Here is a 26,443-nt window from a genome sequence, read left to right on the forward strand (position 1 = left end):
GTCCAGGCAGTATTTATTATTCTTGTGTTGCCGCGGCGGTGCTCCGTTCGGCAGATTGTGCGGTGAGAGCGGTCGATCGAAGCGTAATTCGCGGTCGGTGGCCCGCTGAACTTCGCGGTGCCGTCCACGCCGATCTGCTCGACGCCATCGTGGGGTTCGCCCGGCTCGTCGAGCGTGCACGTGACGCGCCACAGCCCATGTACGAAGCACAATCGGGGCCGAACCGGACTGCATGGGCATCGACACCGTCGAACCGCTCACGCGCGAGCCCGGACGTCGGGCGTCCGGGAAGGGGCGGTCTCGCGCAATGAAGTCGTGGCGCCATTCCAGCGTGGCACGTGATGCGGCTGTGCCTGGTTATGCTTCGCATCGTTCGCCACAATTTCAACATGTCGCTAGAATGCCCGATATGAACCGTTACGTTAGCCTTCCTGATTTTGCGGATCCGGACGCGATCGATCGGCCGGCGGTAGCGATGTGCATGCACGTCGACGAGCATGCTGCCGAAATTCCGGTTCACAAGCACCAGAAGGGGCAGCTGGTGCTGGCGTTGCACGGCGCCGTGACCTGCCGGGTCGCGGGCGCGTTCTGGATCGTCCCGCCGCAATGCGGCGTCTGGATTCCCGGCGAGATGCCGCACAGTAACCATGCGACACCCAATGCCCGGCTTTGCTATCTGTTCGCCGAGCCCGGTGTCGTCGACTTGCCGACGGAGTGCTGCACGCTGTCCATTTCGCCGATGCTGCGCGAAATGATTCTGCATCTGGCCGGTGCGCCGCTCGACTACGAGCAGGGCGGCCATACCGACCGGCTTGCGCGCGTGCTGTTGCATGAGCTGACGTTGATGCCGGTCGAGCGCCTCTATCTGCCGGTTACGGATCATCCGCGCATCCGGCAGATGGCGGACGCATTGAACGCCAATCCCGGCGATCGCAGCACCGTCGCGCAATGGGCGAAGCGTCTCGCCATGAGCGAGCGTTCGCTGGCAAGACTCGTCGTCAGTGAAACGGGACTGACCTTCGGCCGCTGGCGGCAGCAGTTGCAACTGCTCGTTGCGGTGCGCGAGCTTGCCGGCGGCGCTTCCGTGCAACGCGTGTCGGACGAGCTCGGCTATGAGTCGGTAACCGCCTTCATCACCATGTTCAAGAAAGCGCTCGGGCATTCGCCAGGCCGCTATTTCGCCGCGCTGGCTCGCACGCAATCGGAGGCCGGGCTCGCGCCGGCGGCTGCGACCGAGATGGACGACCGAGCGGATGGCGCAGCGGACGTTGTGGGCGATGCATGAAGCCGCGCCTTCGCCCATTTTCCCGCCCGTGACGCCGGGTTCTCCATGCGAGACCGCGCGCATCGAATAGAAATGCTGTAGATCGCGCATTCCGCAGAAGACACTGCAGCCGATACCGCTTTGGCGGCCTTCAATACGACCACACATTCTGCGGCATCCCCCGTAATCTTTGCGCACTCGCCACTGAACTCGCATTGCTTTTACGGAGTTGCAAGATGACCGACTTATCGACGGGGACACCCTCGATCCTTTCCCTGGGCCAGACGAAAGTCGACGACGACCCACTCGAAACCGCCGAATGGCTCGATGCGCTCGATGGCGTGGTTCGGCATGCCGGTGCCGAACGGGCTCAGTACCTGTTCGATCGGCTCGCGGCCCACGCGTCGTCCAACGGTATCGCAACGGCGCGCCTCAATGTCACGCCCTACGTGAATACGATCGCCGTCGCTCAGCAGCCGCCGTATCCGGGAGACTTCGATATCGAAGAAAAGCTTGCCGCCGCGCTGCGCTGGAATGCGCTGGCCATGGTCGTGCGGGCCAATCGCGCCTACGGTGAACTCGGCGGGCATATTGCCAGCTATGCGTCGGCGGCCGACCTGTTCGAAGTGGGCTTCAATCATTTCTTTCGCGGCGCGAACGATGCCAACGGTGGCGATCTCGTCTATTTTCAACCCCATTCCGCGCCGGGCGTTTACGCGCGGGCTTACCTCGAAGGTTTTCTCGACGAAGCGCATCTCGAGCATTACCGACAGGAAATCACCGGTGCGGGCCTGTGTTCCTACCCGCATCCGTGGCTGATGCCGGACTTCTGGCAGTTCCCGACCGGCTCGATGGGCATTGGGCCGATCAACTCGATCTACCAGGCGCGCTTCATGCGCTATCTGCAGAACCGCGGACTGCAACGCACGGAAGGCCGCAAGGTGTGGGGCTATTTCGGCGATGGCGAAATGGACGAACCCGAGGCGATCGGCGCGCTGTCGCTGGCCGCGCGCGAGCGGCTCGACAATCTCGTGTTCGTGATCAACTGCAATTTGCAGCGGCTCGACGGACCGGTGCGCAGCAATGGCCGCATCATCGACGAACTCGAGGCGCAGTTTACGGGGGCGGGCTGGAACGTCATCAAGGTGTTGTGGGGTTCGGACTGGGATCCCCTGTTCGCACGCGATCGCAGTGGGGCGCTGTTGCGCGCGTTCGCGCACACCGTGGACGGCCAGTTCCAGACTTTTTCCGCCAACGACGGTGCCTACAATCGTGACCGCTTTTTCGGTCAGAACGCCGAACTGGCCGCACTCGCCGCGCATCTGAGCAACGACGATATCGACCGCCTGCGGCGCGGCGGCCACGATGTGCGCAAATTGCACGCTGCCTACGACAAGGCGTCGAAACACAGCGGGCAACCTACGGTGATTCTCGCGAAGACGATGAAGGGCTTCGGCATGGGCTCGATCGGCCAGGGGCGCATGACCACACATCAGCAGAAGAAGCTCGACATCGAACAGTTGAAGGCGTTTCGCGACCGCTTTCGCCTGCCGCTCTCCGACGACGATGTCGAACAACTCAAGTTCTACAAGCCGGACGAAAGCAGTGCCGTCATGCAGTATCTGCACGCGCGCCGTGCGGCGCTGGGCGGCTACCTTCCGCGCAGGCGCACTGCGGCGTCGCACGCGCCGGCCGTGCCCGCGATGTCGTCGTGGGGACGATTCGCGCTCGATACCAACGACAAGGAAATGTCGACCACGATGGCGTTCGTGCGCATGCTCGGCAACCTGTTGAAGGACGCCGAGCTGGGGCCGCGTGTGGTGCCCGTCGTCGCCGACGAGGCGCGCACCTTCGGCATGGCGAATCTGTTCCGGCAAATCGGCATCTATTCTCCGCTCGGTCAACTGTACGAGCCGGAAGACATGGGTTCGATGCTTTATTACCGTGAGGATACCGGCGGCCAGATTCTGGAAGAGGGCATCTCCGAGGCGGGCGCGGTGTCGTCGTGGATTGCCGCGGCGACGTCATACAGCGTGCACGATCTGACGATGCTGCCGTTCTATATCTACTACTCGATGTTCGGTTTCCAGCGCATCGGCGACCTGATCTGGGCGGCTGCCGATCAGCGCGCGCGCGGTTTCCTGATCGGCGCGACGGCCGGCAAGACGACGCTCGGCGGTGAAGGTCTGCAGCATCAAGACGGCACGAGCCACCTCGCGGCCTCGACGATACCGAACTGCCGCGCGTACGATCCGGCCTTCGCGTACGAAGTGGCGATGATCGTCGACGAGGGCATGCAGGAGATGATCGCGCGTCAGCGCGACGTCTTTTACTACATGACGGTCACCAACGAAAACTACGCACAACGTTCGTTGACTGAAGCGGATCTCGATCGCGTCCGTAGCGGCGTGCTCAAGGGGATGTACGTGCTGGAGCCCGCGCAGATCGAGATCGCGCAGGTGCAGTTGCTCGGCTCGGGCGCGATTCTCGGTGAGGTCCAGGCCGCGGCACGGATGTTGAAAGACGACTGGAATATCGACGCGGCCGTCTGGAGCGTGACGAGCTTTACCGAATTGCATCGCGACGGCGTGTCCGCGGAGCGTGCGCAGCGGCTACTGGATCACGGCGAGCCTGCGGTGCCCTACGTGACGGCCGCCCTGGGCGCCGCACGTGGACCGGTGATCGCCGCGACCGACTATGTGCGCGCCGTGCCCGAGCTGATCCGCGCGTATGTACCGTCCCGCTACGTCGTGCTCGGCACCGACGGCTTCGGGCGCAGCGATACACGTGCGGCGTTGCGTGCGTTCTTCGAAGTGGACCGTGCGTCGATCGTGATCGCCGCGCTGAAAGCACTCGTCGACGAGGGCCGGCAGGACCCTGACGTCGTGCGTCAGGCGATCGACCGATACGGGCGAAGCGGAACCGGGCTGACCGAACCCTGGCTGGTCTAGCACCCGTTGACCGGTGAGCGTCGTGCGAGCGGCGCGCGAAGTGGCTGCTCGAAGGCCTTGCGCGTCCATCGGTCCATCGCGGGAAATCCGATCGAATCAAGTGCGTCCGACCTGATGAAGAGGGGGCGTTGACTGTTGAAATGCTTGCTGTTGGAGACGAATGTGCGGGTGACACGAATAGAAGTGCCGGATATCGGCGATTACAAGAACATCCCCGTGATCGAAGTTCTGGTGGGAGTCGGACAACGCGTCGAACGGGAGCAGTCGCTCGTCGTGCTCGAGTCGGACAAGGCGACGATGGATGTGCCCAGTCCCACCGCTGGCGTGATCAAGGAGATGAAGGTCGCCGTCGGCGAGACGGTGTCGCAAGGCACGTTGATCGCGCTGCTCGACAGCGACGGCGAGCGGCAGGACGACGCGGCGCCTGTGCCTGCGGCCGCCTCGGCTGCGCGCGATCTCGCGTGTCCGTCGGCGAATGTCGCGACAGGGCTGGTGCCGGCGCTTGCGCCGGCGCCCGAACTGAACTCCGCATCCGCGCCATTGCATCGCGCGCCGGCGCGCGAAGGCGAGCCGTCTCGCGCCAGTCACGCATCGCCGTCGGTGCGCAAGTTCGCGCGCGAACTCGGCGTCGACGTCGCGCGCGTGTCGGGCAGCGGCCCGAAGGGCCGCATCACCAAGGACGACATCACGGGCTTCGTGAAGGGCGTGATGTCGGGCCAGCGCGCGGCGCCGGGCGCGGCAGCCGCGCCGGCAGGCGGCGGCGAGCTGAACCTGCTGCCGTGGCCGAAGGTCGACTTCGCGAAGTTCGGCCCGTTCGAGCCGAAGCCGCTGTCGCGCATCAAGAAGATCTCGGGCGCGAACCTGCATCGCAACTGGGTGATGATCCCGCACGTCACGAACAACGACGAAGCGGACATCACCGAGCTCGAAGCGCTGCGCGTGCAGCTGAACAAGGAGCACGAAAAGGCGGGCGTGAAGTTCACGATGCTCGCGTTCGTGATCAAGGCGGTCGTCGCCGCGCTGAAGAAATTCCCGACCTTCAACGCGAGCCTCGACGGCGACAACCTGGTGTTCAAGCAGTACTACCACATCGGGTTCGCGGCCGACACGCCGAACGGTCTGGTCGTGCCGGTGATCCGCGATGCGGACAAGAAGGGCCTCGTCGACATCGCGAAGGAAATGGCCGAGCTGTCGAAGGCCGCGCGCGACGGCAAGCTCAAGCCCGATCAGATGCAGGGTGGCTGCTTCTCGATCTCGTCGCTCGGCGGGATCGGCGGCACGCACTTCACGCCGATCATCAACGCGCCGGAAGTGGCGATCCTCGGGTTGTCGCGCGGGCAGATGAAGCCGGTGTGGGACGGCAAGCAGTTCGTGCCGCGGTTGACGATACCGCTTTCCCTGGCGTTCGATCATCGCGTGATAGATGGCGCCGAAGCCGCGCGGTTCAATGCTTATCTTGGCGCGTTGCTCGCGGATTTCCGTCGCATCATTCTTTGATGAGAAGAGGGGCTCGCGGGGGCGTGCGTTTTTGTCGGTGCGCCCCGTACTGTCGTTGAACCTGTTTTGCATACGGTCTGCTAGCGTCGCCCCTGCGCGGGGCGGCGGTTACTTTTCTTTGTCTTCCAAAGAAAAGTAACCAAAAGAAAGGCGCGTCCTTGGGCGGACAGCAAAGGTGGTTCTGCCCAGGTTCGCGTTCTCTTGTCAGGCCGTGGCCGGTTCATCGTGCGAGTTTCCATTCCCTCTCTCCGTAGCCAACAAGAAGGGGACGTACATGAGTCTCATCGAAGTCAAAGTTCCAGATATCGGCGATTTCAACGGCATCGATGTCATCGAAGTCAACATCAAACCCGGCGACGTGATCGAAAAAGAGCAAACGCTCCTCACGCTCGAATCCGATAAGGCATCCATGGAAGTGCCCAGCCACATCGCAGGCACCATCAAGGAAATCAAAGTCAAAGCCGGCGACAAAGTCTCCCAAGGCACCGTGATCGCACTCGTCGAAGCGTCCGCAAACGCCACCGCACCGGCGAAAGCACCAGAGCCCGCCAAGCCCGTCGCGGCCGCGGCACCGGCAGCGGCTCCGGCACAGGCCGCAGCCGCTGCCGCTGCCGCTCCGGCGCCGCAAGCCGGCAGCTACGGCGGCTCAGCCGACATCGAGTGCGACATGCTCGTGCTCGGCGCCGGCCCCGGCGGCTACTCGGCCGCGTTCCGCGCCGCCGACCTCGGCATGAAGACGGTGCTCGTCGAACGCTATTCGACACTCGGCGGCGTATGCCTGAACGTCGGCTGCATCCCGTCGAAAGCGCTGCTGCACACGGCGCTGGTCGTCGAGGAAGCCGCAGCGCTCGCGTCGCACGGCATCACGTTCTGCAAGCCCCAAGTCGACCTCGACAAGCTGCGCGACTTCAAGGGCGGCGTCGTCAAGAAGCTGACCAGCGGCCTCGCCGGCATGGCGAGGGCGCGCAAGGTCGAAGTCGTGACCGGCATCGGCGCATTCGTCGACCCGTTCCACATGGAAGTGCAGGGCGACAACGGCAAGAAGATCGTCAAGTTCAAGCAGGCCATCATCGCCGCCGGCTCTCAAGCAGTGAAGCTGCCGTTCATGCCGGAAGACCCGCGCGTTGTCGATTCGACCGGTGCACTCGAACTGCGCCAGCTGCCGAAGCGCATGCTCGTGATCGGCGGCGGCATCATCGGCCTCGAAATGGCGACGGTGTACTCGACGCTCGGCGCCGAGATCGACGTCGTTGAAATGATGGACGGCCTGATGATGGGCGCCGACCGCGATCTCGTGAAGGTCTGGGAAAAGTTCAACGCGAAGCGCTTCGGCAACGTGATGCTGAAGACCAAGACGGTCGGCGCGGAAGCGAAGGAAGACGGCATCTACGTGAAGTTCGAAGGCGAGAAGGCACCCGCGGAAGCGCAGCGCTACGACCTCGTGCTCGTCGCGGTAGGCCGCAGCCCGAACGGCAAGAAGATCGGCGCCGACAAGGCGGGCGTCGCCGTCACCGAGCGCGGCTTCATCGACGTCGACAAGCAGATGCGCACGAACGTCCCGCACATCTTCGCGATCGGCGACATCGTCGGCCAGCCGATGCTCGCGCACAAGGCCGTGCATGAAGGCCACGTCGCAGCGGAAGCCGCGCACGGCGAGAAGGCGTACTTCGACGCGCTGCAGATCCCGTCGGTGGCTTACACCGATCCGGAAGTGGCGTGGGCCGGCAAGACGGAAGACCAGTGCAAGGCCGAAGGCATCAAGTACGGCAAGGCCGTGTTCCCGTGGGCCGCATCGGGCCGCGCGATCGCAAACGGCCGCGACGAAGGCTTCACGAAGCTGATCTTCGACGAGGAAACCCATCGCGTGATCGGCGGCGCGATCGTCGGCCTGAACGCGGGCGACCTGATCAGCGAAGTCTGCCTCGCCGTCGAGATGGGCGCGGACGCGGAAGACATCGGCAAGACGATCCATCCGCACCCGACACTCGGCGAATCGGTCGGCATGGCCGCCGAATTGTATGAAGGCGTCTGCACGGACTTGCCGCCGCCCAGAAAGGCCTGATCGCCATCTCGGCTTGCGTGTCGCAAGTATGACGAGTTGCGGGTTTTCCCGAACGTGCGGCGACAATGACCGTTTTTGGTGATAACTCGACTTTTTATCAGAATTTTCCGCGGAGCTGCCAGGCATAAACTTGTTCATCAGGTGATGTTGTTCGAATGCCTGCTGGAGCGGAAATCGATGTTCTGCCGCGCAAGCGAGCGTTCGAACTTCAGGGCACCGGAGCCTTGTGCAAAGAGGAGACGCGGGCTATGAACGTTGCGCTGGACAGGATAGACCTTAGCATCCTGAGTGAACTTCAGGAGGACTCAAGTTTGACGAATCTCGAACTGGCGGCTCGAGTCAACCTGTCGCCCTCTCCCTGTCTCGTCAGGGTCAGAAATCTGGAGCGTCTCGGTGTAATCAGCCGACGCGTCGCCGTGCTCAATGCGTCCCTGCTCGGCCTGGGCATCATGGCCATCGTCGAGATCAGTCTGGAGCGGCAGGGCATGCAGGCGCGGGAGAGTTTTGCCGACACGGTCAGAGGCATCACCGAAGTCATGGACTGCTTCATGATGACCGGGCAAACCGACTATCTGCTGCGGGTGGTGGCGAGAGATCTCGTCGAACTCGAACACATCATCACGCACAAGCTGACGTCGCTTCCCGGTGTGGCCAGCGTTCGCTCGAACGTCGTCCTGAAACGGCTTGCCAACAAGACGACGCTTCCCATCGACAAGACGCGGCCTATCCAGATTCATGGACTGGCGCAGGCGTCGTGATCACATCGCGTAAGGTGCTCTCATGAGTAACGCAATGTCCGCCGGCCGGCCGGCAGATTCGCGCGCCGACATCGCAACGGCGTTGGAGATTATCGAAGAAGCGCGCGCCGGGCGGATGTTCATTCTGGTCGACGACGAGGACCGTGAGAACGAAGGCGACCTCGTCATTCCCGCGCAATTCGCCACGCCCGACGCCGTCAACTTCATGGCGACGCATGCGCGCGGCTTGATCTGTCTCGCGATGACTCGCTCGCGCTGCGAATCGCTGGGTTTGCATTTGATGAGCCGAATCAACGGTTCGCGGCACGAGACGGCCTTCACGGTGTCGATCGAGGCGCGTGACGGTGTGAGCACCGGCATCTCGGCGGCCGACCGCTCCCGCACGATTTCGCTGGCGATCAATCCGGAAACGGGGCGAGACGAGCTCGTTTCTCCCGGACACGTCTTTCCGCTCATGGCGCGAGACGGCGGCACGCTCGTGCGCGCGGGCCACACCGAGGCGGCGGTAGATATCGCCCGGCTGGCCGGGCTCGCACCGGCCGGTGCGATCTGCGAAATCATGAACGACGACGGCACCATGGCGAGGCTGCCGGACCTCATCGCCTTTTCACGGCGGCATCAGCTGAAGCTGGGCACGATCGCCGATCTCATCGCGTATCGCCGACGAACGGAACGGCTCGTCGAGGCCGTTGAACACGGGAGCTTCACCGAGCCGAATGGACGGCATTGGCGGATCGTGGTCTACCGGAACCGGATCGATCAGGTCGAGCATATCGCCTTCGTCATGGGCGATCTACGGGGCGCCGACCCCGTTCTCGTGCGCATGCATGCGATGGATACCATGAACGACGTCATCGGCGGTCACCACCTCGCGTCCCTGCGCGGCGCGGCGCGTTTGCTGGAGAACGAGAATCGCGGCGTCATCGTGGTGATCCGCGAATCCCGCCCGACGGCCGTGTCCGAGCGGGTGCGTGCCATGATGCATCCCAAGCCTGCCGAGCCGGAACTGCGCGATTACGGAATAGGCGCGCAAATTCTCACCGAACTCGGCGTGAAGAACATGATCCTGCTCTCCAATCATGAAAGAACGATCGTGGGCCTGGAGGGCTACGGTTTGAACATGGTCGAGCAGAGAAAAATAGAGCGAATTCACGACGATCAGGAAGTTTGACGCCATCCGGTCGCGCCGCCGTGCCGATGCAGAAATCGGGTCGTCCCGTTCCGATCGCGGGAGCGTTGTTCCGGATGAAGTCGTGACGCTCATCGCAGGGCGTTTCGTGACCATAAATGCAACTGGAGGAGAGATGAGACACGCAGAAAACCCCGACATCGTCGGCGCGCGCGCGAGCGCCGTGGCCGCGGGGCGGCCCGCATGAAAACGACGGCGGAAAATCCCTATACGATCGGACTCGAGCGCGACCCGGCGAACTTCATTGCCTTGTCGCCGCTGACGTTTCTCGAACGCGCCGCGTCCGTCTGGCCGGAGCGCACGGCCATCGTGCACGGCACGATACGCCGCGACTGGGCCGAAACCTACCGGCGGTGCCGGATGCTCGCCGGCGCGCTGCGCGGGCGCGGCATCGGCAACGGCGATACGGTGGCGATGATCGCGGCCAATACGCCCGAACTGTTCGAGGCACATTTCGGTGTACCGCTTTGCGGCGCTGTCCTGAACACCATCAACACACGGCTCGACGCCGACACGATCGCGTTCATTCTCGGCCACGGCGACGCGAAGCTGCTGATCACCGACCGCGAATTCTCCTCGACGGTGAAGAAGGCCCTGGCACGGCTCGGCCGCGCCATTCAGGTCATCGACATCGACGACCCACAGTTCGGAGAAGGTGATCTGCTCGGCGAAAAAGACTACGAGGCGTTGCTGCAGGAGGCCGCGCACACAGAATTTTCTGTCGCGATGCCGGAAGACGAATGGCAGGCCATATCGCTGAACTACACATCCGGCACGACGGGCAATCCCAAGGGCGTCGTGTATCACCATCGCGGCGCATATCTGAACGCAGTATCGAACGCACTATCGTGGCATCTGGACGAGGACACGACCTATCTATGGACCTTGCCGATGTTTCACTGCAATGGCTGGTGCTTTCCGTGGACCATGGCGTTGGTGGCCGGCACCAGTGTTTTTCTGCGCCATACGCGGGCCGAGCGGATTCTCGCCGCCATCCGCACCGAGGCGGTCACGCATTTTTGTGCGGCGTCCGTAGTGTTGAACATGATCAATAACGCCGCGCCGGAGCTGAAAGCCAGCATCCGTCATGGAGTCAAGGTCATGACCGGCGGTGCGCCGCCGCCCGCTTCGGTGATCGCCGGCATGGAGCGCATGGGCTGGGACGTGACGCACGCCTACGGGTTGACCGAGTCCTATGGGCCGGTCGTGCAATGCGTGTGGCGCGACTCGTGGAATGCACTCGATCTCGATGCGAAAGCGCGGCTCAAGGCCCGCCAGGGAGTGCGCGGCCCCGCTCTCGAGGCAGTGATGGTAGCCAGCCCCGATACGCTGGAGCCTGTTCCAAAAGACGGGCAAACGCTCGGCGAGGTATTTCTGCGCGGCAACAACGTGATGAAGGGCTACCTGAAGAATTCGGACGCCACCGTGGAGGCATTTTCCGGCGGGTGGTTTCACACGGGCGATCTCGCGGTATGGCATCCCGATGGCTACCTGGAAATCAAGGATCGCTCGAAGGACATCATCATCTCGGGAGGCGAAAACATTTCGTCGATCGAGATCGAGGACATACTGTATTCCCATCCCGCCGTTCTGGAGGCGGCAATCGTCGCGCGTCCCGACGACAAGTGGGGCGAGACACCTTGTGCTTTCATCGCGCTCAAAGACGATTCGGCGGTGACCGAAGCGGAAATCATCGCGTTTTGCCGCGAGCGGCTGGCACATTTCAAGGTGCCCAAGACCATCGTGTTCTCGCCGCTGCCGAAGACAGCGACCGGCAAGATCCAGAAGTTCCACTTGAGGGAGCGGGCGCGCCAGCTGTGAAAGGGGCGGCGGCATAGCGCCAGCCGCCGCGTTTCGATCAGCGCGAGGACGCCTCCTTCTGGTCCACGCGAAACTTGCCGGGACTTTGTCCCATGGTCTTCTTGAACATGGTGATGAACGAGTTCGGACCTTCATAGCCGAGCTCGAGCGCCACTGCGTGAACCGACGCGCCTGCCGACAATCGCTGAAGCGCAATGATGATATGCAGACGCTCGCGCCAGCGCCCGAAGGTCATGCCGGTTTCGCTGCGTACCAGCCGCGCGAGCGTACGTTCGCTCATCGCATATCGGCGCCCCCATTCCGCGATCGTGCTGCGGTCGGCGGGGTTGTCGAGCAACGCCGAAGCGATCTGTTGAAGACGGGGATTGTCGGAGATCGGGAGAAAGACGTCGTCGGGCGCCAGCAGCGCGAGCTGATCCAGCAGCACTCTGGCGAGCCGGCCCACCGGGCCGTCCTTCGGATAGTCGGGCGGAAACCTGGCCAGTGAACGGATCAACTCGCGGATGAGCGGCGTGATCGTAAAGCTGCGGCAGTCGGTGGGCAGGCCGGCCTCGTCGGGCGGAATGAAGATGACGTACAGCTTGGCGAAATCGGAAGCATGATTGCTGTGCGGAATGCCGCCCGGAATCCACACCGCGCCGTTGGGCGGGACGATCCACCATCCGCTCGGCGATCGGCACATGACCGACCCGCTCAATGCGACGACCAATTGCCCCTTGCGATGAACGTGCATCGGCAGCTCATCCTCTTTTCCGCTCGTCTCCAGGAGAACGGAAATGACCGGCAAATCGACGGAGTCCGGATCGAACGGCTGATAGTTGATCTTCACCGGGTCTGTCATGGCTCGCGAAGCGGACATGCCGATTTCAGGATTGTTGGGTTCCACGGTTCACTCGCTTTCTGCGCCTGCCTGGCCTCGGTGAATTCATGTATCGCCGCCCTCGGTGCAACATACGGTGGGCCATCCGACTGACGCGATTTTAATCCGCCGAATCAACGATGGCGCCGGCAAATCAAAATTAAATTTGGCCCCGTCGGACCTACACTGACTCGATGTAAATTCACGAGACATCAGGTATGAAAACCGACGAATTGATTTGCACACGGATCGACGCGGACGTCGTGCAACTGACGATCGACCGGCCGCCGGCGAACGCACTGAACGAACCGCTCATCACCGCATTGATGTCCGTCTTCCGCGACTTCGCTCGACACGACGTGCCACCCGGCATCGTGCTCACCGGGGCGGGAGAGAAGTTCTTTTGTGCCGGCGGCGATATCAATGAAGTGGCGGACCATGAGCTCGCCCTGTCGCGCATGGAAGCGTTCCATGCGTTCCTGGCGCAACTCGAGCAATATCCGAGCCCGCTCGTGTGCGCGGTCAACGGCTATGCAGTGGGTGCCGGATTCGAAATGGCGCTGCATGCGGACTACGTCGTCGCGTCCGCTGAATCCCGGCTAGGATTTCCCGAGATCAATCACGGCCTGTTGCCCGCGGCAAAAGGCATGCGCCACGCAGCGGCCCTGCTGGGTCGGCGTGCCGCGCGTTCGCTGCTTTTCTCCGGTGAACTGATCACGGCCGGAGAAGCGTTGGCGATAGGCGCGGTGGACGCGATCTCCCCGCACGATGAAACGCTGAGAGACGCGCTGGCCAAATGCCGCGCGCTTTGCGCCAAAGATCGCCAGCTGTTCGCCGCCATCAAGCGAACGCTGCGCGAGAGTCCACGGATGAACGACGAAGCTCTGCTGCAGATGACGCTCGATGACCTGCGTGGATATCTCGGCAACGCGCGGACCGCGGACGCAAGATCCATATTTCTGAACCGCAATAAGAAGGCCTGATCGTGAGCAATCTCAAACTGCCGGAAACGCTGCATCTTGCGCGCATGACGTATGAGGGCGTGGCGGCCGCATTGGCCACGCAGTTCGATCGCGTCATCATTCCTTGCGGCGCAATCGAGCAGCACGGCCCCCATCTGCCGCTGAGCATGGATGCCGATCATGCTGACGCGCTGGCCGTGGAAATCGCCACGTTGCTGGGGCGAACCCTGATCGCGCCGACGATACGAGTGGGATGCTCGAAGCACCACATGGCCTTCCCGGGCACGATCTCGTTGCAGGAGCACACGTATGCCGCGCTCTGCCACGATTACTGCGTGAGCCTCGCGGCACATGGATTCAAGTGCATCTATCTGTTCTCGGCGCATGTCGGTAACTTCAATGCCCTTCATGCGATGTTGCCGGAATTGCGACAGGCCGTCGGGCCAGACGTCCAGGTGCTTGCCTATACGGATCATCAGGCGTGGCTGCGCGAATGGCGACTGGCCGTCGAGGAAGCCGGCGGCGATCCGGAATCCGTGGGCGGACACGCAGACATCGCCGAAACCTCCCTGATGATCCACCTTGATCCGGACAGTGTGCGACTCGCTCGACTCACGGCCGGCCACGTGGGCGCCATGACGACCGAGCAATTGAACCGGATGTGGAAGGAAGGCGTGGCGTCGATCTCCCGAAACGGCGTGCTGGGCGATGCGCGAGGATCGTCACGCGAGATCGGCGAGGCCTGTTTGCGTGCGACCGCGAGGCTTCTCGCGTCGGCATTTGCGGCCGAATCGTCGACCTAGAAAAAGACGGAGAGCCGGCAGCATGATCTGCCGGTATCGGCAAGGTTGCGGCATGAAAAGAATAAAAAATGCTGCGGGATGTGCGGCAATATTTATTCACGAAAACAAAAGAGACATCAAGACAGAAAAGGCATCCGGATGGATGAGTATCGCTATCCAATCTGGATGGGCTGTTTCTAAATCAAGTTAAACGACGATGTTAATTGGTTGGCGGCGTGACACTGCCCGAACCTCGGCAGCAGTTCGCGCGCGCCGTGAATTTTCGAATTACGACTGTCAAGGAAAAGAAAATGCCATTGAAATTCGGTTTTTGGTCCGAGCAGGAGACGCAGGTCGGGCATAGCTACTCGAACAGGCTTCGCGAGCTGGTTCGCGAAGCGCGCTTCGCCGAGCAAATGGGTTTCGACTTTGTTGCGTTGTCGGAGCAGCACTTTGCGCTTGGCGGCGTGTCGAGTTCGGCGCCTGAAGTGGTGTTCGGTTATCTCGCGGCCGTCACTTCGCGAATCAAGCTGCGTCCTGCCGTGGCGCTGATGCCGAAGGCCATCAATCACGCGCTGCGTACCGCGGAACGGCTGGCGGCCACCGACATCCTCTCCGAAGGCCGGATGGAGATGTATTGCGGGCGCGCGAACACGACGATCGCAATGCGCGCGTTCAACGTATCGCCGGAGGAAACCCTGCCGCAAATGGAAGAGGGCATGGCGCTGTTGCGCAAAGCGATGCGTGAGGACGTGTTCACCTTCGAGGGAAAGTATTACCAGGTGCCGCCCCGGTCGCTCGTGCCGAAGCCGTTGCAAAAACCGTATCCCGTCCTCGGCGTTGCAGCCACCAGTGCGAACAGCCATGCCTGGGCCGGCTCGGAAGGTCTCGCGGTGATGAGCCATGCGATTTATCAGGGATGGGAGAAACAGAAGGGGCTGCTGGACACCTACTGGAACAGCTGGAAGCGCGATGAGACCGGGCCGTTGCACAAGCCGCGCGCCGGCATGCCGATCTTCATCGGTATCGGCAAGACCGACCAGGAAGCGAAGGACATTTACGCCGGCGCGATCATGAACTATGCGCGCATCTCGACCGATGCGTATCCGCGGCTCGCCAAACTCGCGGACAACTACGCATACATGGCCGAAAGCGTGCCCGCGATGCAGCGCGCCGCCGAAGATTGGGACTACCTGCTGAACGAATCCGCCACCACGGTGTGCGGAAGCCCCGATACCGTCATCCGTCAGTTGGAGCAATACGAGAAGCTCGGAATCGACGAGGTGCTGCTGCATATCGACTCGGTGCCGCACGAGCAGATCATGTCGACGATCGACATGGTGGGCCGTTACGTGATTCCGCATTTCAACGATCGCAACAATATCGTCCGCCCGACCGACGAGTTGCTCGAGAAGATTCGCGCCATGCGTCCGCAGGCCGCCAACCCGAAGCAAAGTCAAGGATGAACCTATGAATACGTCTTCGCGCTATCAGTATCTGAATGTCGAACAACGGTCCTCCGGTGTCGCGATCGTTACGATGAATCGCCCGGAAATCCTGAACGCCATCAATTGGGACATGCACGACGAACTCGAACGGGTATTCGTCGAGCTGGATCACGACAAAGCGGTCAAGGCGATCGTGTTGACCGGCGCCGGTCGCGGGTTCTGCTCGGGCGGCGACCAGAAGTCGATCGACAACGGCAATATCCCGTCGGCGACGCGTGGTGGCCGTCACCTCATAAGAAACATGCTGGAGGTCGAGGTGCCGATCGTGGCGGCGGTCAATGGCGTGGCCGTGGGCCTGGGCGCGACGCTCGCGCTGTTCTGCGACATGATTTATGCGAGCCCGACCGCACGGTTCGCCGATACGCACGTCAATGCCGGTGTCGTCGCGGGCGACGGCGGTGCGGTGATCTGGCCGCTTCTGCTCGGGCCGGTCCGCGCGCGGCACTATCTGATGACGGGCGACTTCGTCAGCGCGGAGGAAGCGCTGACGATGGGGATGATCAACAAGATCGTCGAAAGCGACAAGCTGCTGGAGGCGGCGATCGATTACGCGGAACTGCTCGCGAGCGGCCCGCGCGACGCGATCGTCTGGACGAAGTACTGCGTCAACAAGCTCGTCAAGCAGAATGCCCATCTGCTTCTCGACACGTCGATCGCTCTGGAGACGATCACGTTCAATTCCCCCGAGCGCCGCGAAGCGGTGGCTTCGTTTACCGAAAGGCGCAAGCGCTTTGGAGACAACTGGAAATGAGCGCGGCACCGTGGACTTCCGGCAATCAATTCGCGACCACCACCATTCCGGCCTTGCTGATCGAGCGCGTGAAGAACGACGCCGACGCAAACGCGTTCTTTCAGAGGCGTGCCGGAGCGTGGGTGCCCACCACCTGGAAGGGCTATGCGAACGCAGTCTGTTCCGTATCCGCAGCCCTCGGCGCGGCCGGTGTCGCACGAGGCGATCGGATTGCCATCATGGGCGACGTATCGCAGGAGTGGCTGATTGCCGACATGGCGACGATCTGCTCGGGCGCGGTGACGGTAGGCGTCTATTTCACCGCGTCGGTCGAAGAGGTGCGCTACTACCTGGAGGATTCAGGGGCGACACTCGCTTTTGCCGGAAGTGCCGAACAGCTTCGGGTCATGAAAGCGGCCGATACGTCCAGCCGGCTCCTCAAGATCGTGGTGCTCGATCCGGACTGGAAGCGCTCGCCTGACGAAACCGGCATGAATGTCGTTTCACTCGCCGAGTTCGCGTCGCATTTTGACGGCGACGAAGTCGCTTATCTGCGTGAGCAGTCCGAGCTTGCGCGGCCGACGGACCTGGTGAGCCTGGGTTACACCTCGGGAACCACGGGGGCGCCGAAAGGCGCGATGCTGACGCACGTGTCGATGCTCGCGGGCGCGTTCACGTGGCCGACCTTCTGTCCGGCGATGTTGTCCGAACCGCAGCGCATGGTGATCCATCTGCCGCTTTCGCACACGGTCGCGCGCATTCAGGCGACGACGCTGCCGTTGATCGCGAAGACGGTACCTTACTTCGTCGACGTGTCGGCCGATTTCGCGAAGTGCATTCAGGAAGTCAGACCGACGTCCTATATGGCGCCGCCGCGCTTCTATCAGAAGTTCGCGACCCAGATCATCAACCACGTGAACGGCAGCAGCGAAGCCGAGCGGAGAAACTACACGCTCGCGCTCGGCATCGCGCGGGAAGTGCTGGCCGATCGCCAGGATGCAGGCACGGGCGACCCGTTCAAGGAACAGCTCTACGCCATCTGCCGTGAGCACGTGTTCAAGCCGTTGCTGGCCAGAATCGGCTTCGACGATTTGCGTTATCCGTACACGGCCTCCGCTCCGGTGCCGCCCGAGGTCGTCACGCTGTTTCAGTTGTGGGGCGTCAACCTGAAAGAGAATTACGGGCAAACGGAGATGGTCGGCGGCAACCTCGCGCAGGTGACCGACTGGTCGAGGCCCGGCAACTCCGGCGTCCCGCTCGACGACCCCGCCTGGGAAACCCGCGTGTTGCCGGACGGCGAAATGATCGTTCGGGGGCCGGGGCTGTTCATCGGCTACTGGAACAAGGAAGCCGAAACGAAGGCCGCGCTGCGGGACGGCTGGCTGTACACCGGCGATATCGTCGACGTCGGCGCGGACGGGTCGTACAAGCTGATCGATCGAAAGAAGGAGCTCATCAATACGGCCGCCGGCAAATCGATCAGCCCGGTGCAGGTCGAAAACGAACTGCGCCAGAGTCCGTACATTACTGAGGCACTCGTGATCGGCGAAGGGCGCAAGTATCTGACGGCGTTGATCGAAGTCGACGGCACGCTCGCCATGGACTGGGCCAGGACGCACGACCCGTCGGTCACGCAGTACGCCGATCTGGCCAGTTCGCAGCCCGTTATCGACCTGATCCGTGAAGAAGTGGAAAAGGCAAATGCGAGGTTGGCGCGCGCGGAGCAGATCAAGGCGTTCAGGATATTCCCCGAGGAACTCACACCGGAAAACGGCGTGATGACCGCCACGCGCAAGAAACGCCGCAAGGCATTGATGGCACGCTACGCGCACATTATTGCCGGCCTTTACGACGATGCCGAAGAGCAGTTGATCAAGGAGCAGCTCGTCGGTTCAGGGACAGCAGCGTCCGTTCACCGGCAATAGGAATCGCCGGCAGCGCAATTGGCCACGAGAACCCGTCGACGGTGCGGCGTGGGTGATGAACGGTGCAACGCCACGGGTACTTCGCCACGCATGCTTCATGCAAGGACCCGTGGCGCGCCGCCACGAAGCCGCACCGCCGTTCCGTCCACCGAGAGAGGTACCGCCGTGATAGCACTTTCCCCCGACCGCACGACCTTCCGCGAAGCCATGTCCCGTATCGGCGCAGCGGTGAATATCATCACCACCACGACACCTTCCGGCGATGTCGGCATGACGGTGTCCGCGGTGTGCTCCGTCACCGACGATCCTGCTACGGTGCTCGTTTGCATAGGTCGGTCCAGCCGTCAATATGGACACTTCAGCAAGGCGGGCATCATCTGCGTCAACGTTCTTTCCCATGAGCACGAGATGCTTGCACCGATCTTCGCGGGCAAGGGCGATGTCCAGATGACCGAGCGCTTCACGTACGGCGAGTGGATCCGTCTCGTCACGGGTGCGCCGGTGCTGGCCACAGCGGCCGCGAGTCTCGACTGCACGGTGGACCGGAGCATCGACATCGGCACACATACGGTCTTTTTCTGCGCCGTGCAGGCGCTACATCTCGGCTCCGCGTGTACGGGCCTCGTCTATCACGGGCGCGCTTATCATCGGCTGCCGCAGCAGCATGCGTGACACGGCGCGGCCGTTCCCCAGCGACCACAAGGCCAGGCCGATTGTTGCCGTTCGAAGTTTCTGCTGACAGTGTCCGCCGATACTGCTGATGGGTGCGTTTGCGGTGGCGTAGTCAGCAAAGGACGAGAGCTACACCGGGACGATTGTAGGCGTTCATTATTAGCGCTAGCCGTGTTCAGAAACGTTGCTAGCGGAAACTCTCAAAGAAGCCCTGGCGAACAGGGACTTTTTGAAGTTTTCTGGCGGCTGCTTAGCCGTTGCGTTTCTGCAACATGGACCGGCCAGCCTTTCGTAGACATCTTCGAGCCATAATTTATGGCAACCGAGGAGGTCAGGATGAGCGGCAAGCGGTACACGGATGAGTTCAAGATCGAGGCAGTCAAACAGGTAACCGAACGGGGTCATTCGGTGGCGGATGTGGCGCAGCGGCTGGGCATCACGACCCACAGCCTTTACGCCTGGAAACTGAAGTTCGGCAGGCCCGACGTCGTGCGGCAAGCGGAGCTGGATCAGAGCGCCGAGGTTCGGCGACTGAAGGCCGAGCTCAAACGCGTGACCGAGGAGCGCGACATTCTAAAAAAAGCCGCCGCGTACTTTGCAAAGGGATAGCGGCAAGGTACGCGTTCATGCGAGCCCATCTCGGCGAGTTCCGCTTGTACTCGATGTGCCGGGTCCTTGGCGTGCATCGTAGCGGCTATTACGTCTGGCAGCGGCAGACAGTCGGGGCCCGCAAGCGTGAGGATGAGCGATTGCTCGGTCTGATCAAGCATGCGTGGCTGGCCAGCGGCGGTGTCTATGGCTACCGCAAGGTCACGATGGATTTGCGTGAATCGGGCGAAACGTGCAGCCGTCACCGCGTCCATCGCCTCATGAGAGGCGAAGGTCTGCGGGCAGAAGTGGGCTATGGCAGCAAGCCCCGCTATCGGGGTGGTCCGGTCGGCGTAATCGCCAACGTGTTGAACCGTGAGTTCGCGCCAACCGCACCGAACCGGGTCTGGGTAACGGACATCACGTACATCCGGACCTACGAGGGCTGGCTGTATCTGGCGGCTGTTATGGATCTGTACTCGCGCCAGATCGTCGGTTGGGCTACGCGCTCGACGATGACCAGCGATCTGGTTTTACAGGCGCTGTTGGCTGCGGTTTGGAAACGCAAACCGGGACCCGGTGTCATGGTGCATTCCGACCAAGGCAGTCAATTCACGAGCGATGACTGGCAGTCATTCCTGAAGGCACACCAACACTCGGATTCCGGATCCGGATGTTTGATGCTTGAACCAATGCATTTTCATCAGGATTCCCTGGGTGGCGACTGCTGGCGACGGCGCATCAACGTGCAAACGCGGCGCCAGACCCGGGCTGACTTCAATTGAACAAGGCGGGGTGCGCGTTGGGTCATGCCAAAACGCACGAATCGCGGGCACGCCGCGATTCGCGGCCATCAAGGCAGGCTTTGCCCTTCCTTGCGCAAAGACCCCGTCAGGCGACGCAATTCGTCCAGCAGCTTGACGGCGGGCGCGGGTAGCGTGCCTCGCCGGCGCCGGAATGCCGTCAGAGTGCGTTGCGCATCCAGGCCTTCGATATCCAGAGCGTCGATGACGCCCGCTTTGCTTTCGGTGTCGTACATCGGTTCGGCCATCCACGAGACAAAGCCACATCGCGCGACGAGGCTTTTGAGCACGGTGACCGAACGGGTCTCGACCGCGATGGCCGGCATTGGCAGGCCGCGGGCCCTGAAGGTTTCCTGCATGTGGGCATAAGGTCCGGTTCCCTTGGGCGTGAGTGCCCACCGTTGCGTCAATGTGTCGTCGAGTCGAAGGCCGCGCTTCGCCCGCAACGGATGATCGAGTGCCGCGACCACGAAACTCCTGTCGGTCCATGAACAATCGGAGAGCGCAGCGACGTCCTCGGTTTCGATTCCCGATGTGCAAAGCGCCAGGTCGATTTCATAAGCGAGCAAGCCCTCGACGAGACGATCCCACACGCCTTCGATCACCTCGACGCGCAGATTGGGCCATTTCTCCAGCACACACGCGATGGCCATCGGCAAGACGAGGCTCGCTATGCTGCCCACCGCGCCGACCTTGATCACGCCTTTCGCCAGGCCGCGCATCGCGTCCAGTTCCTCGCGCGCCTGTTCGGCTTCCCGTTGCAGCAACATGGCATGCGGCATCAATGCCTCGCCCAGCGCGGTCAGCTGCATCCCTTTCGTGTGGCGCTCGAACAGCGGCGCCCCGACCGATTCCTCGAGCCGCTTGATCGATCTGCTCAGCGCGGGCTGGGTCATGTCGAGCAGCGTCGCGGCTCGTCCCAGGCTACCGGCGGACACGATCGTCGTGAACATCGTCAACTGCTGCAGATTGAAACTCATCGCGGCGAACCTGATTGAAAGGGAATAAAGGGGGGCGAGCAGGGTCCCGAGTTGGACGGCGCTAGGTGTCTTCCCTGAAAGGCACCGCCGCGTACGCTCGCGGCGGCTGCCGGAAAACCGGTGCTGGCGGCGCTCAGCCCCGCCCGGTAAGGCTTCCGGCCTGAATGGGCCCGTCAGGCCACTCGGTGATACCATGCTTAAATGTAATGACTTTGAGCATTATTGGCAATTTTCAAACAAGGTATCGAATCCCATACTGCGGCTCATCCAATCACCGCCAGCCTGAGTGGCGAACCGCAGAGGATTCGAGATGCAACGAAATACAAGTGGGCAGCCGACCGTTCGCGATGCCGTCGTGGACTTGATGCGGCGCCTCGGCATGACGTCCGTGTTTGCCAATCCCGGCTCGACCGAACTGCCCATGTTCCGCGACTTCCCGGAGGATTTCCGGTACGTGCTGGGCCTGCAGGAAGCGGTCGTTGTCGGCATGGCGGACGGATATGCCCAGGCGACCGGCAACGCCGCGCTGGTCAACCTGCATTCGGCGGCCGGCGTCGGCAACGCGATGGGCAACATCTTCACGGCGTTCAAGAACCGCACGCCGCTGATCGTGACCGCCGGCCAGCAGGCCCGCTCGATCCTGCCGTTCGAACCGTTTCTGTCGGCATCGCAGGCAACAGAGTTGCCGCGCCCCTACGTGAAATGGAGCATCGAACCGGCTCGTGCCGCCGATGTGCCGCTGGCGCTCGCCCGTGCGTACCACGTGGCGATGCAGGAGCCGCGTGGCCCGGTGTTCGTTTCCATTCCGGTCGACGACTGGGATCAACCGGCCGGCTTCGTCGAGGCGACACGGGTCAGCACCCGGTCCCGCCCCGATCCGGAACGGATCGAGGAGATCGGCGATGCGCTGGATCACTGCCAGCGGCCGGCCCTCGTCGTCGGCGCGGAACTCGATCGTGCCGATGCGTGGAGCGAGGCCATCCAGCTGGCCGAGCGCCACAACGCGCGGGTTTATGTTGCGCCGATGTCGTCACGCTGCAGCTTCCCTGAAGATCATCGACTTTTCGCCGGCTTCCTGCCGGCGATGCGCGAAAAAATCGTTCGGATGCTGAACGGGCATGACCTGATCTTCGTCGTCGGGGCGCCGGCTTTTGCGTATCACGTCGAAGGCAGTGGCCCGCATGTGCCCGATGGCGCGGCGTTGTACCAGCTCATCGACGATCCGGCTACCGCTGCCTGGACCCCGGTCGGCACGTCGGTGGTGGCGAACATTCGCCTGGGGCTGGTGGACCTGCTCGCCCGGCCGGCACCGCGAGGCCGGCCCCTGCCGGCGCCGCGCGAGGCGGTCGAGCGAGCCGAGCCCACGGCAGTGATGTCGGTCGCTTATGCGTTGCAGACGCTGTCCGAAGTCCGCAACGCGGCCGATATCGTGGTCGAGGAGGCGCCCAGTTCGCGCCCCGTCATGCAACGTTATCTGCCGTTCACGCGCAGTCAGACGTTCTACACGATGGCAAGCGGCGGTCTGGGCTACGGCATGCCCGCCGCGGTGGGCGTCGCCTTGGCCAGACCCGGCAGCCGAGTGATCGGCCTCATCGGCGACGGCTCGGCGATGTATTCGCCGCAAGCGATCTATAGCGCGGTCCAGCTCGATCTTCCGATCACATTCGTGATCCTGAATAACTCGCGCTACGCCGCCTTGCAGGAATTCGCGCCCGTGTTCGGCTTCGCCGCGTCGGATCCGGTACAGGGCACCGACCTGCCAGGGCTGGATTTCGTTTCCCTGGCCAACAGCATGGGGTGCGAAGGCGTTCGAGTGAGCGACGCGCTGTCGCTGAAGCCCGCGCTGGAAGACGCGTTGTCTTCGGGAAAAACACGCGTCGTCGAAATTGTCGTGGCCTGACCGCGAGTCGGTGATTCGGCAGGCCGGTTTTTCAAGAATATTCCAGGAGACGGTAATGAATCAGGTAACGATGTTGATCAACGGCGAGCGTGCGATGGCTCGCGACGGCGCGACATTCGAGCGCCGTAACCCGCTCGATGACACGGTTGCCTCCACGGCGCCGGCCGCGACTGTCGCCGATGCACAAGCGGCGGTGCATGCGGCGGCCGCCGCGTTTCCCGCATGGTCGGCGATGGGCCCCGGCGAGCGACGCGCTCTACTGAACCGGGCCGCGGATGCGCTCGAAGAAAAAGGCGACGCTTTCGCGCTGGCAATGGCAACCGAAACGGGCGCGTCCCGCCTGTGGGCGGATTTCAACGTCAAGCTTGCTGCCGACGGGCTGCGCGAAGCGGCTGCGATGATCACGCAGATCTCCGGCGAGGTGATTCCGTCGGACGTGCCGGGCAGTCTTGCGCTCGGCGTGAGGCAGGCCGCCGGCGTCGTGCTCGGGATCGCACCGTGGAACGCGCCCGTCATCCTCGGCGTGCGTGCCATCGCGTTGCCGCTGGCGTGCGGCAATACCGTCGTGCTCAAAGGTTCCGAAACCTGCCCCGCGACCCACGGCCTCATCATCGAAGCGTTACAGGACGCCGGGCTGCCACGCGGCGTCGTGAACTTCGTCACGAACGCGCCGGCGAATGCGGGCGACATCGTCGAAGCGATCATTGCCGAACCGGCGGTCAGGCGGGTGAACTTCACGGGTTCGACGCGCGTCGGCCGCATCGTCGCGACTCAGTGCGCGAACTATCTGAAGCCGTCGGTCCTCGAACTCGGCGGAAAGGCACCGTTTCTGGTGCTTCACGATGCCGATATCGAAGCGGCGGTTCAAGGCGCGGCATTCGGGGCGTTCGCCAATTCCGGCCAGATCTGCATGTCGACCGAACGCATCGTCGTCGACACGAAGATCGCCGATGAATTCGTCGCGCGACTGGCGGAAAAGGCACGGAGCCTGCCGCTCGGCGATCCGAGAAAGGGGCCGACCGTGCTCGGCTCCGTCGTGGACATGGCGACGGTCAGGAGATGCAACGACCTGATCGACGACGCGCTGGCGAAAGGTGCGACCCTGGTATGCGGAGGGAAATCCGAGACCACGCTCATGCCGGCCACGTTGCTCGATCACGTGACGGCGGACATGCATATCTACCGGGAGGAGTCGTTCGGGCCCGTCAAGGCGATCGTTCGCGTCAATGGCGACGAAGAAGCCATCGCCTGTGCCAACGACAACGAATATGGCCTGTCGGCGGCAGTCTTCAGCCGTGACGTCGCGCGGGCGTTGACGGTCGCGAAGCGTATCGAATCCGGGCTTTGCCACGTCAATGGGCCGACGGTTCACGACGAGGCGCAAATGCCGTTTGGCGGGATGAAGTCCAGTGGTTTCGGGCATTTCGGCGGCAAGGCCGGAATCGCGGAATTTACGGATTTGCGCTGGATCACCGTGCAAACGACGCCTCGTCACTATCCGTTCTGATCGTTGCCGCGGTCATGGCACGTGTTTCTCATCATGGACGCGATGGGCTTCCGGATGGTGGGCACGAACACAATAACAACCCGATATCGTTGAGACGCCTTCGCTCCTGGAACGACGAGCGACCGGCTTAAGGAGACTGCAATGCCCGTCATCAATTTCGAGTCGTCGCTCGATCGCATCCGGTTCGAGTCCGACCGTCGCGTCGGAAAACGAATTACGCAGGACTGCGATTCAGACTTCGCCGCTCTGGCCGGGAGAGCGAAATGAACGATCGTAATCTACCTCAGCCGACCGTAGACATCGGCCGTGCCCTCGATGACGGACCGTTCTCGGCGTTCCAGCGAACGGTCGTCCTGCTCGCCGCGCTTGCGATCGTGATGGATGGCTTCGATGGGCAGCTCATCGGGTTCGCCATTCCCAGCTTGATCAAGGAATGGGGCATCACGCGCAACGCATTTGCGCCCGCCGTTGCGGCCGGCCTCGTCGGCATGGGTATAGGGAGCGCGTTCGCCGGGCTGTTCGCGGACAGGTTCGGTCGGCGCTGGGCAATCATCGGCAGCGTGCTGGTATTCGGCTTGGCGACGAGTTCGATTGCGCTATCGCCGGACGTGACGACCATTGCCATCCTGCGCTTCTTCGCGGGACTGGGTATCGGCGGCGCACTGCCTAGCGCGACGACCATGACGGCGGAATTTACGCCCGCTCGCCGGCGGACGCTCGCGGTGACCGCAACCATCGTTTGCGTACCGCTGGGGGGCATGCTTGCGGGGCTATTCGCGAGTGTCGTGCTTCCGCATTACGGCTGGCGCGGGCTCTTTCTGATTGGCGGCACGCTTCCCGTCGCACTGGCGCTCCTGCTGTATTTCGTCATGCCGGAATCGCCACGGTATCTTGCGCGTCATCAGGAACGCTGGAATGAACTGCGTCACCTGCTGTCCCGCATGTCCCGCTCGATTCAGCCGCACGCCGTATTCGCCGATCAGAAGGAGCAGAAAGCGGGGCAGCGCCCAGGCTTTCGCGCGTTGTTCGCGGACCATCAAGGCCGTGACACGCTCGCAATCTGGGTCGCTTTCTTCATGAACCTCGTCGCGGTCTACAGCGCATTCAGCTGGCTGCCGACGATGCTGGCAGGCGAGGGACTCAGCGCTTCGGTGGCGGGGTCAGGTCTTACCGCCTACAACCTCGGCGGCGTACTCGGCGCAATGGGCTGCGCAGTGGCGATCGGTCGGTTCGGGTCGCGCTGGCCTTTGCTCGTATGTTGCCTGATGGCGTCCGCGAGCGCGCTTTTCCTGCGCGGTCTCGACGTCTCTGCCCACACGACGTTGCTCGTGTTCGGAATCGGGTTGCACGGCCTCTTCGTGAACGCGGTTCAGTCGACGATGTATGCCCTTTGCGCGTACGTCTATCCCACCGAGATTCGCGCGACCGGGACCGCATCCGCGCTCGCGTTCGGGCGGCTCGGCGCGATTCTCAGCGCGTTCGCGGGGGCTTTCGTGATCACGCAGGGTGGAGCGTCTGCGTACCTGGGCATGCTGGGTGCCGCGATGGCGATGGTTTTTATCTGCCTGATGATCGTGCGTCGTCATATTCCGCCCATCAAGGGCGCTTGAGATCAGTGTCGAGGGCGACGTTTGTCACGCGCTCCGCGCAGAGCACGTAACGATGTCGCTCATGTTGAACCGAAT

The 26,443-nt window shown here is 62.6% G+C and carries 19 protein-coding genes and 1 pseudogene; 18 read left to right on the top strand and 2 right to left on the bottom strand.

What is annotated here, in order from left to right; translation table 11 throughout:
- Positions 1 to 307 precede the first annotated feature (307 nt).
- The 7 genes from PQB87_RS23505 (at position 308) to PQB87_RS23535 (ending at position 11,542) form a co-directional block, all read left to right on the top strand.
- A complete protein-coding gene (locus PQB87_RS23505) occupies positions 308 to 1,285 on the top strand; it encodes an AraC family transcriptional regulator (RefSeq protein ID WP_111940911.1) in 978 nt (325 codons plus the stop codon).
- 215 nt (positions 1,286 to 1,500) lie between these two features.
- A complete protein-coding gene (gene mdeB / locus PQB87_RS23510; RefSeq protein WP_011694457.1) occupies positions 1,501 to 4,215 on the top strand; it encodes an alpha-ketoglutarate dehydrogenase in 2,715 nt (904 codons plus the stop codon).
- A gap of 162 nt (positions 4,216 to 4,377) precedes the next feature.
- Entirely contained in the window at positions 4,378 to 5,712 is a 1,335-nt protein-coding gene (gene aceF, locus PQB87_RS23515; protein WP_233344077.1) for a dihydrolipoyllysine-residue acetyltransferase, read from the top strand.
- Positions 5,713 to 5,986: 274 nt separating this feature from the next.
- The gene (gene lpdA / locus PQB87_RS23520; RefSeq protein WP_233344076.1) at positions 5,987 to 7,774 is read left to right on the top strand and encodes a dihydrolipoyl dehydrogenase; all 1,788 of its coding nucleotides are present in this window, start codon (positions 5,987 to 5,989) and stop codon (positions 7,772 to 7,774) included.
- 248 nt (positions 7,775 to 8,022) lie between these two features.
- Positions 8,023 to 8,532: an Lrp/AsnC family transcriptional regulator gene (locus PQB87_RS23525; RefSeq protein ID WP_011661374.1), complete on the top strand. Its 510-nt coding sequence runs from the start codon at positions 8,023 to 8,025 to the stop codon at positions 8,530 to 8,532.
- Between the two features lie 22 nt (positions 8,533 to 8,554).
- Positions 8,555 to 9,703, top strand: a complete 1,149-nt coding sequence (gene ribB / locus PQB87_RS23530) for a 3,4-dihydroxy-2-butanone-4-phosphate synthase (RefSeq protein WP_011548535.1) — start codon at positions 8,555 to 8,557, stop codon at positions 9,701 to 9,703.
- Positions 9,704 to 9,904: 201 nt separating this feature from the next.
- A complete protein-coding gene (locus tag PQB87_RS23535; RefSeq protein WP_111940763.1) occupies positions 9,905 to 11,542 on the top strand; it encodes an acyl-CoA synthetase in 1,638 nt (545 codons plus the stop codon).
- A 37-nt stretch (positions 11,543 to 11,579) separates the two neighbouring features.
- Here PQB87_RS23535 and PQB87_RS23540 read toward each other — a convergent pair whose 3' ends face one another.
- Positions 11,580 to 12,401 carry an AraC family transcriptional regulator gene (locus PQB87_RS23540; protein WP_011694458.1) on the bottom strand — a complete coding sequence of 274 codons (822 nt, stop codon included), beginning with the start codon at positions 12,399 to 12,401 and terminating at the stop codon, positions 11,580 to 11,582.
- A 218-nt stretch (positions 12,402 to 12,619) separates the two neighbouring features.
- Between PQB87_RS23540 and PQB87_RS23545 the strand changes: the two genes are divergently transcribed.
- The 7 genes and pseudogenes from PQB87_RS23545 to PQB87_RS23575 all read left to right on the top strand — a co-directional run.
- Entirely contained in the window at positions 12,620 to 13,384 is a 765-nt protein-coding gene (locus PQB87_RS23545) for an enoyl-CoA hydratase/isomerase family protein (protein WP_111940765.1), read from the top strand.
- Between the two features lie 2 nt (positions 13,385 to 13,386).
- Positions 13,387 to 14,166, top strand: coding sequence for a creatininase family protein (locus PQB87_RS23550; RefSeq protein WP_011548531.1), 780 nt, complete (start codon positions 13,387 to 13,389; stop codon positions 14,164 to 14,166).
- 290 nt (positions 14,167 to 14,456) lie between these two features.
- A complete protein-coding gene (locus PQB87_RS23555; RefSeq protein WP_011548530.1) occupies positions 14,457 to 15,611 on the top strand; it encodes an LLM class flavin-dependent oxidoreductase in 1,155 nt (384 codons plus the stop codon).
- Positions 15,612 to 15,615: 4 nt separating this feature from the next.
- On the top strand, positions 15,616 to 16,404 hold the full coding sequence (locus tag PQB87_RS23560; RefSeq protein ID WP_011548529.1) for an enoyl-CoA hydratase/isomerase family protein: 789 nt from the start codon (positions 15,616 to 15,618) through the stop codon (positions 16,402 to 16,404).
- Positions 16,401 to 18,308, top strand: a complete 1,908-nt coding sequence (locus tag PQB87_RS23565; RefSeq protein WP_111940767.1) for an AMP-dependent synthetase/ligase — start codon at positions 16,401 to 16,403, stop codon at positions 18,306 to 18,308. Before PQB87_RS23560 ends, PQB87_RS23565 begins: the two co-directional genes overlap by 4 nt.
- Positions 18,309 to 18,473: 165 nt before the next feature.
- On the top strand, positions 18,474 to 18,980 hold the full coding sequence (locus PQB87_RS23570) for a flavin reductase (RefSeq protein ID WP_226219082.1): 507 nt from the start codon (positions 18,474 to 18,476) through the stop codon (positions 18,978 to 18,980).
- Positions 18,981 to 19,316: 336 nt separating this feature from the next.
- A pseudogene (locus PQB87_RS23575) lies at positions 19,317 to 20,218 on the top strand (IS3 family transposase); the annotation flags it as partial.
- Positions 20,219 to 20,421: 203 nt separating this feature from the next.
- Here PQB87_RS23575 and PQB87_RS23580 read toward each other — a convergent pair.
- Entirely contained in the window at positions 20,422 to 21,351 is a 930-nt protein-coding gene (locus tag PQB87_RS23580; protein WP_111940769.1) for a LysR family transcriptional regulator, read from the bottom strand.
- A gap of 310 nt (positions 21,352 to 21,661) precedes the next feature.
- On the opposite strand from PQB87_RS23580, the gene mdlC reads away from it, so the two are divergent.
- The 4 genes from mdlC (at position 21,662) to PQB87_RS23600 (ending at position 26,368) form a co-directional block, all read left to right on the top strand.
- The gene (gene mdlC, locus PQB87_RS23585; RefSeq protein ID WP_060061536.1) at positions 21,662 to 23,251 is read left to right on the top strand and encodes a benzoylformate decarboxylase; all 1,590 of its coding nucleotides are present in this window, start codon (positions 21,662 to 21,664) and stop codon (positions 23,249 to 23,251) included.
- Between the two features lie 55 nt (positions 23,252 to 23,306).
- Positions 23,307 to 24,758, top strand: coding sequence for an aldehyde dehydrogenase (locus PQB87_RS23590; protein WP_059686480.1), 1,452 nt, complete (start codon positions 23,307 to 23,309; stop codon positions 24,756 to 24,758).
- Between the two features lie 141 nt (positions 24,759 to 24,899).
- Positions 24,900 to 25,025 carry a hypothetical protein gene (locus tag PQB87_RS23595; RefSeq protein ID WP_431207762.1) on the top strand — a complete coding sequence of 42 codons (126 nt, stop codon included), beginning with the start codon at positions 24,900 to 24,902 and terminating at the stop codon, positions 25,023 to 25,025.
- Positions 25,022 to 26,368, top strand: coding sequence for an MFS transporter (locus PQB87_RS23600; protein WP_174413860.1), 1,347 nt, complete (start codon positions 25,022 to 25,024; stop codon positions 26,366 to 26,368). Before PQB87_RS23595 ends, PQB87_RS23600 begins: the two co-directional genes overlap by 4 nt.
- Positions 26,369 to 26,443: the final 75 nt, after the last annotated feature.

Source organism: Burkholderia sp. KL41 (assembly GCF_057005415.2).

Bases quoted from the DNA above. Each gene is read 5' to 3' on its own strand.
- PQB87_RS23555 (WP_011548530.1), top strand. From the start codon at position 14,457: ATGCCATTGAAATTCGGTTTTTGGTCCGAGCAGGAGACGCAGGTCGGG.
- PQB87_RS23505 (WP_111940911.1), top strand. From the start codon at position 308: ATGAAGTCGTGGCGCCATTCCAGCGTGGCACGTGATGCGGCTGTGCCT.
- mdeB (WP_011694457.1), top strand. From the start codon at position 1,501: ATGACCGACTTATCGACGGGGACACCCTCGATCCTTTCCCTGGGCCAG.
- PQB87_RS23580 (WP_111940769.1), bottom strand. From the start codon at position 21,351: ATGAGTTTCAATCTGCAGCAGTTGACGATGTTCACGACGATCGTGTCC.
- PQB87_RS23595 (WP_431207762.1), top strand. From the start codon at position 24,900: ATGCCCGTCATCAATTTCGAGTCGTCGCTCGATCGCATCCGGTTCGAG.
- PQB87_RS23535 (WP_111940763.1), top strand. From the start codon at position 9,905: ATGAAAACGACGGCGGAAAATCCCTATACGATCGGACTCGAGCGCGAC.
- PQB87_RS23525 (WP_011661374.1), top strand. From the start codon at position 8,023: ATGAACGTTGCGCTGGACAGGATAGACCTTAGCATCCTGAGTGAACTT.
- PQB87_RS23540 (WP_011694458.1), bottom strand. From the start codon at position 12,401: ATGTCCGCTTCGCGAGCCATGACAGACCCGGTGAAGATCAACTATCAG.
- PQB87_RS23560 (WP_011548529.1), top strand. From the start codon at position 15,616: ATGAATACGTCTTCGCGCTATCAGTATCTGAATGTCGAACAACGGTCC.
- mdlC (WP_060061536.1), top strand. From the start codon at position 21,662: ATGCAACGAAATACAAGTGGGCAGCCGACCGTTCGCGATGCCGTCGTG.
- lpdA (WP_233344076.1), top strand. From the start codon at position 5,987: ATGAGTCTCATCGAAGTCAAAGTTCCAGATATCGGCGATTTCAACGGC.
- PQB87_RS23600 (WP_174413860.1), top strand. From the start codon at position 25,022: ATGAACGATCGTAATCTACCTCAGCCGACCGTAGACATCGGCCGTGCC.
- ribB (WP_011548535.1), top strand. From the start codon at position 8,555: ATGAGTAACGCAATGTCCGCCGGCCGGCCGGCAGATTCGCGCGCCGAC.
- PQB87_RS23590 (WP_059686480.1), top strand. From the start codon at position 23,307: ATGAATCAGGTAACGATGTTGATCAACGGCGAGCGTGCGATGGCTCGC.
- PQB87_RS23565 (WP_111940767.1), top strand. From the start codon at position 16,401: ATGAGCGCGGCACCGTGGACTTCCGGCAATCAATTCGCGACCACCACC.
- PQB87_RS23545 (WP_111940765.1), top strand. From the start codon at position 12,620: ATGAAAACCGACGAATTGATTTGCACACGGATCGACGCGGACGTCGTG.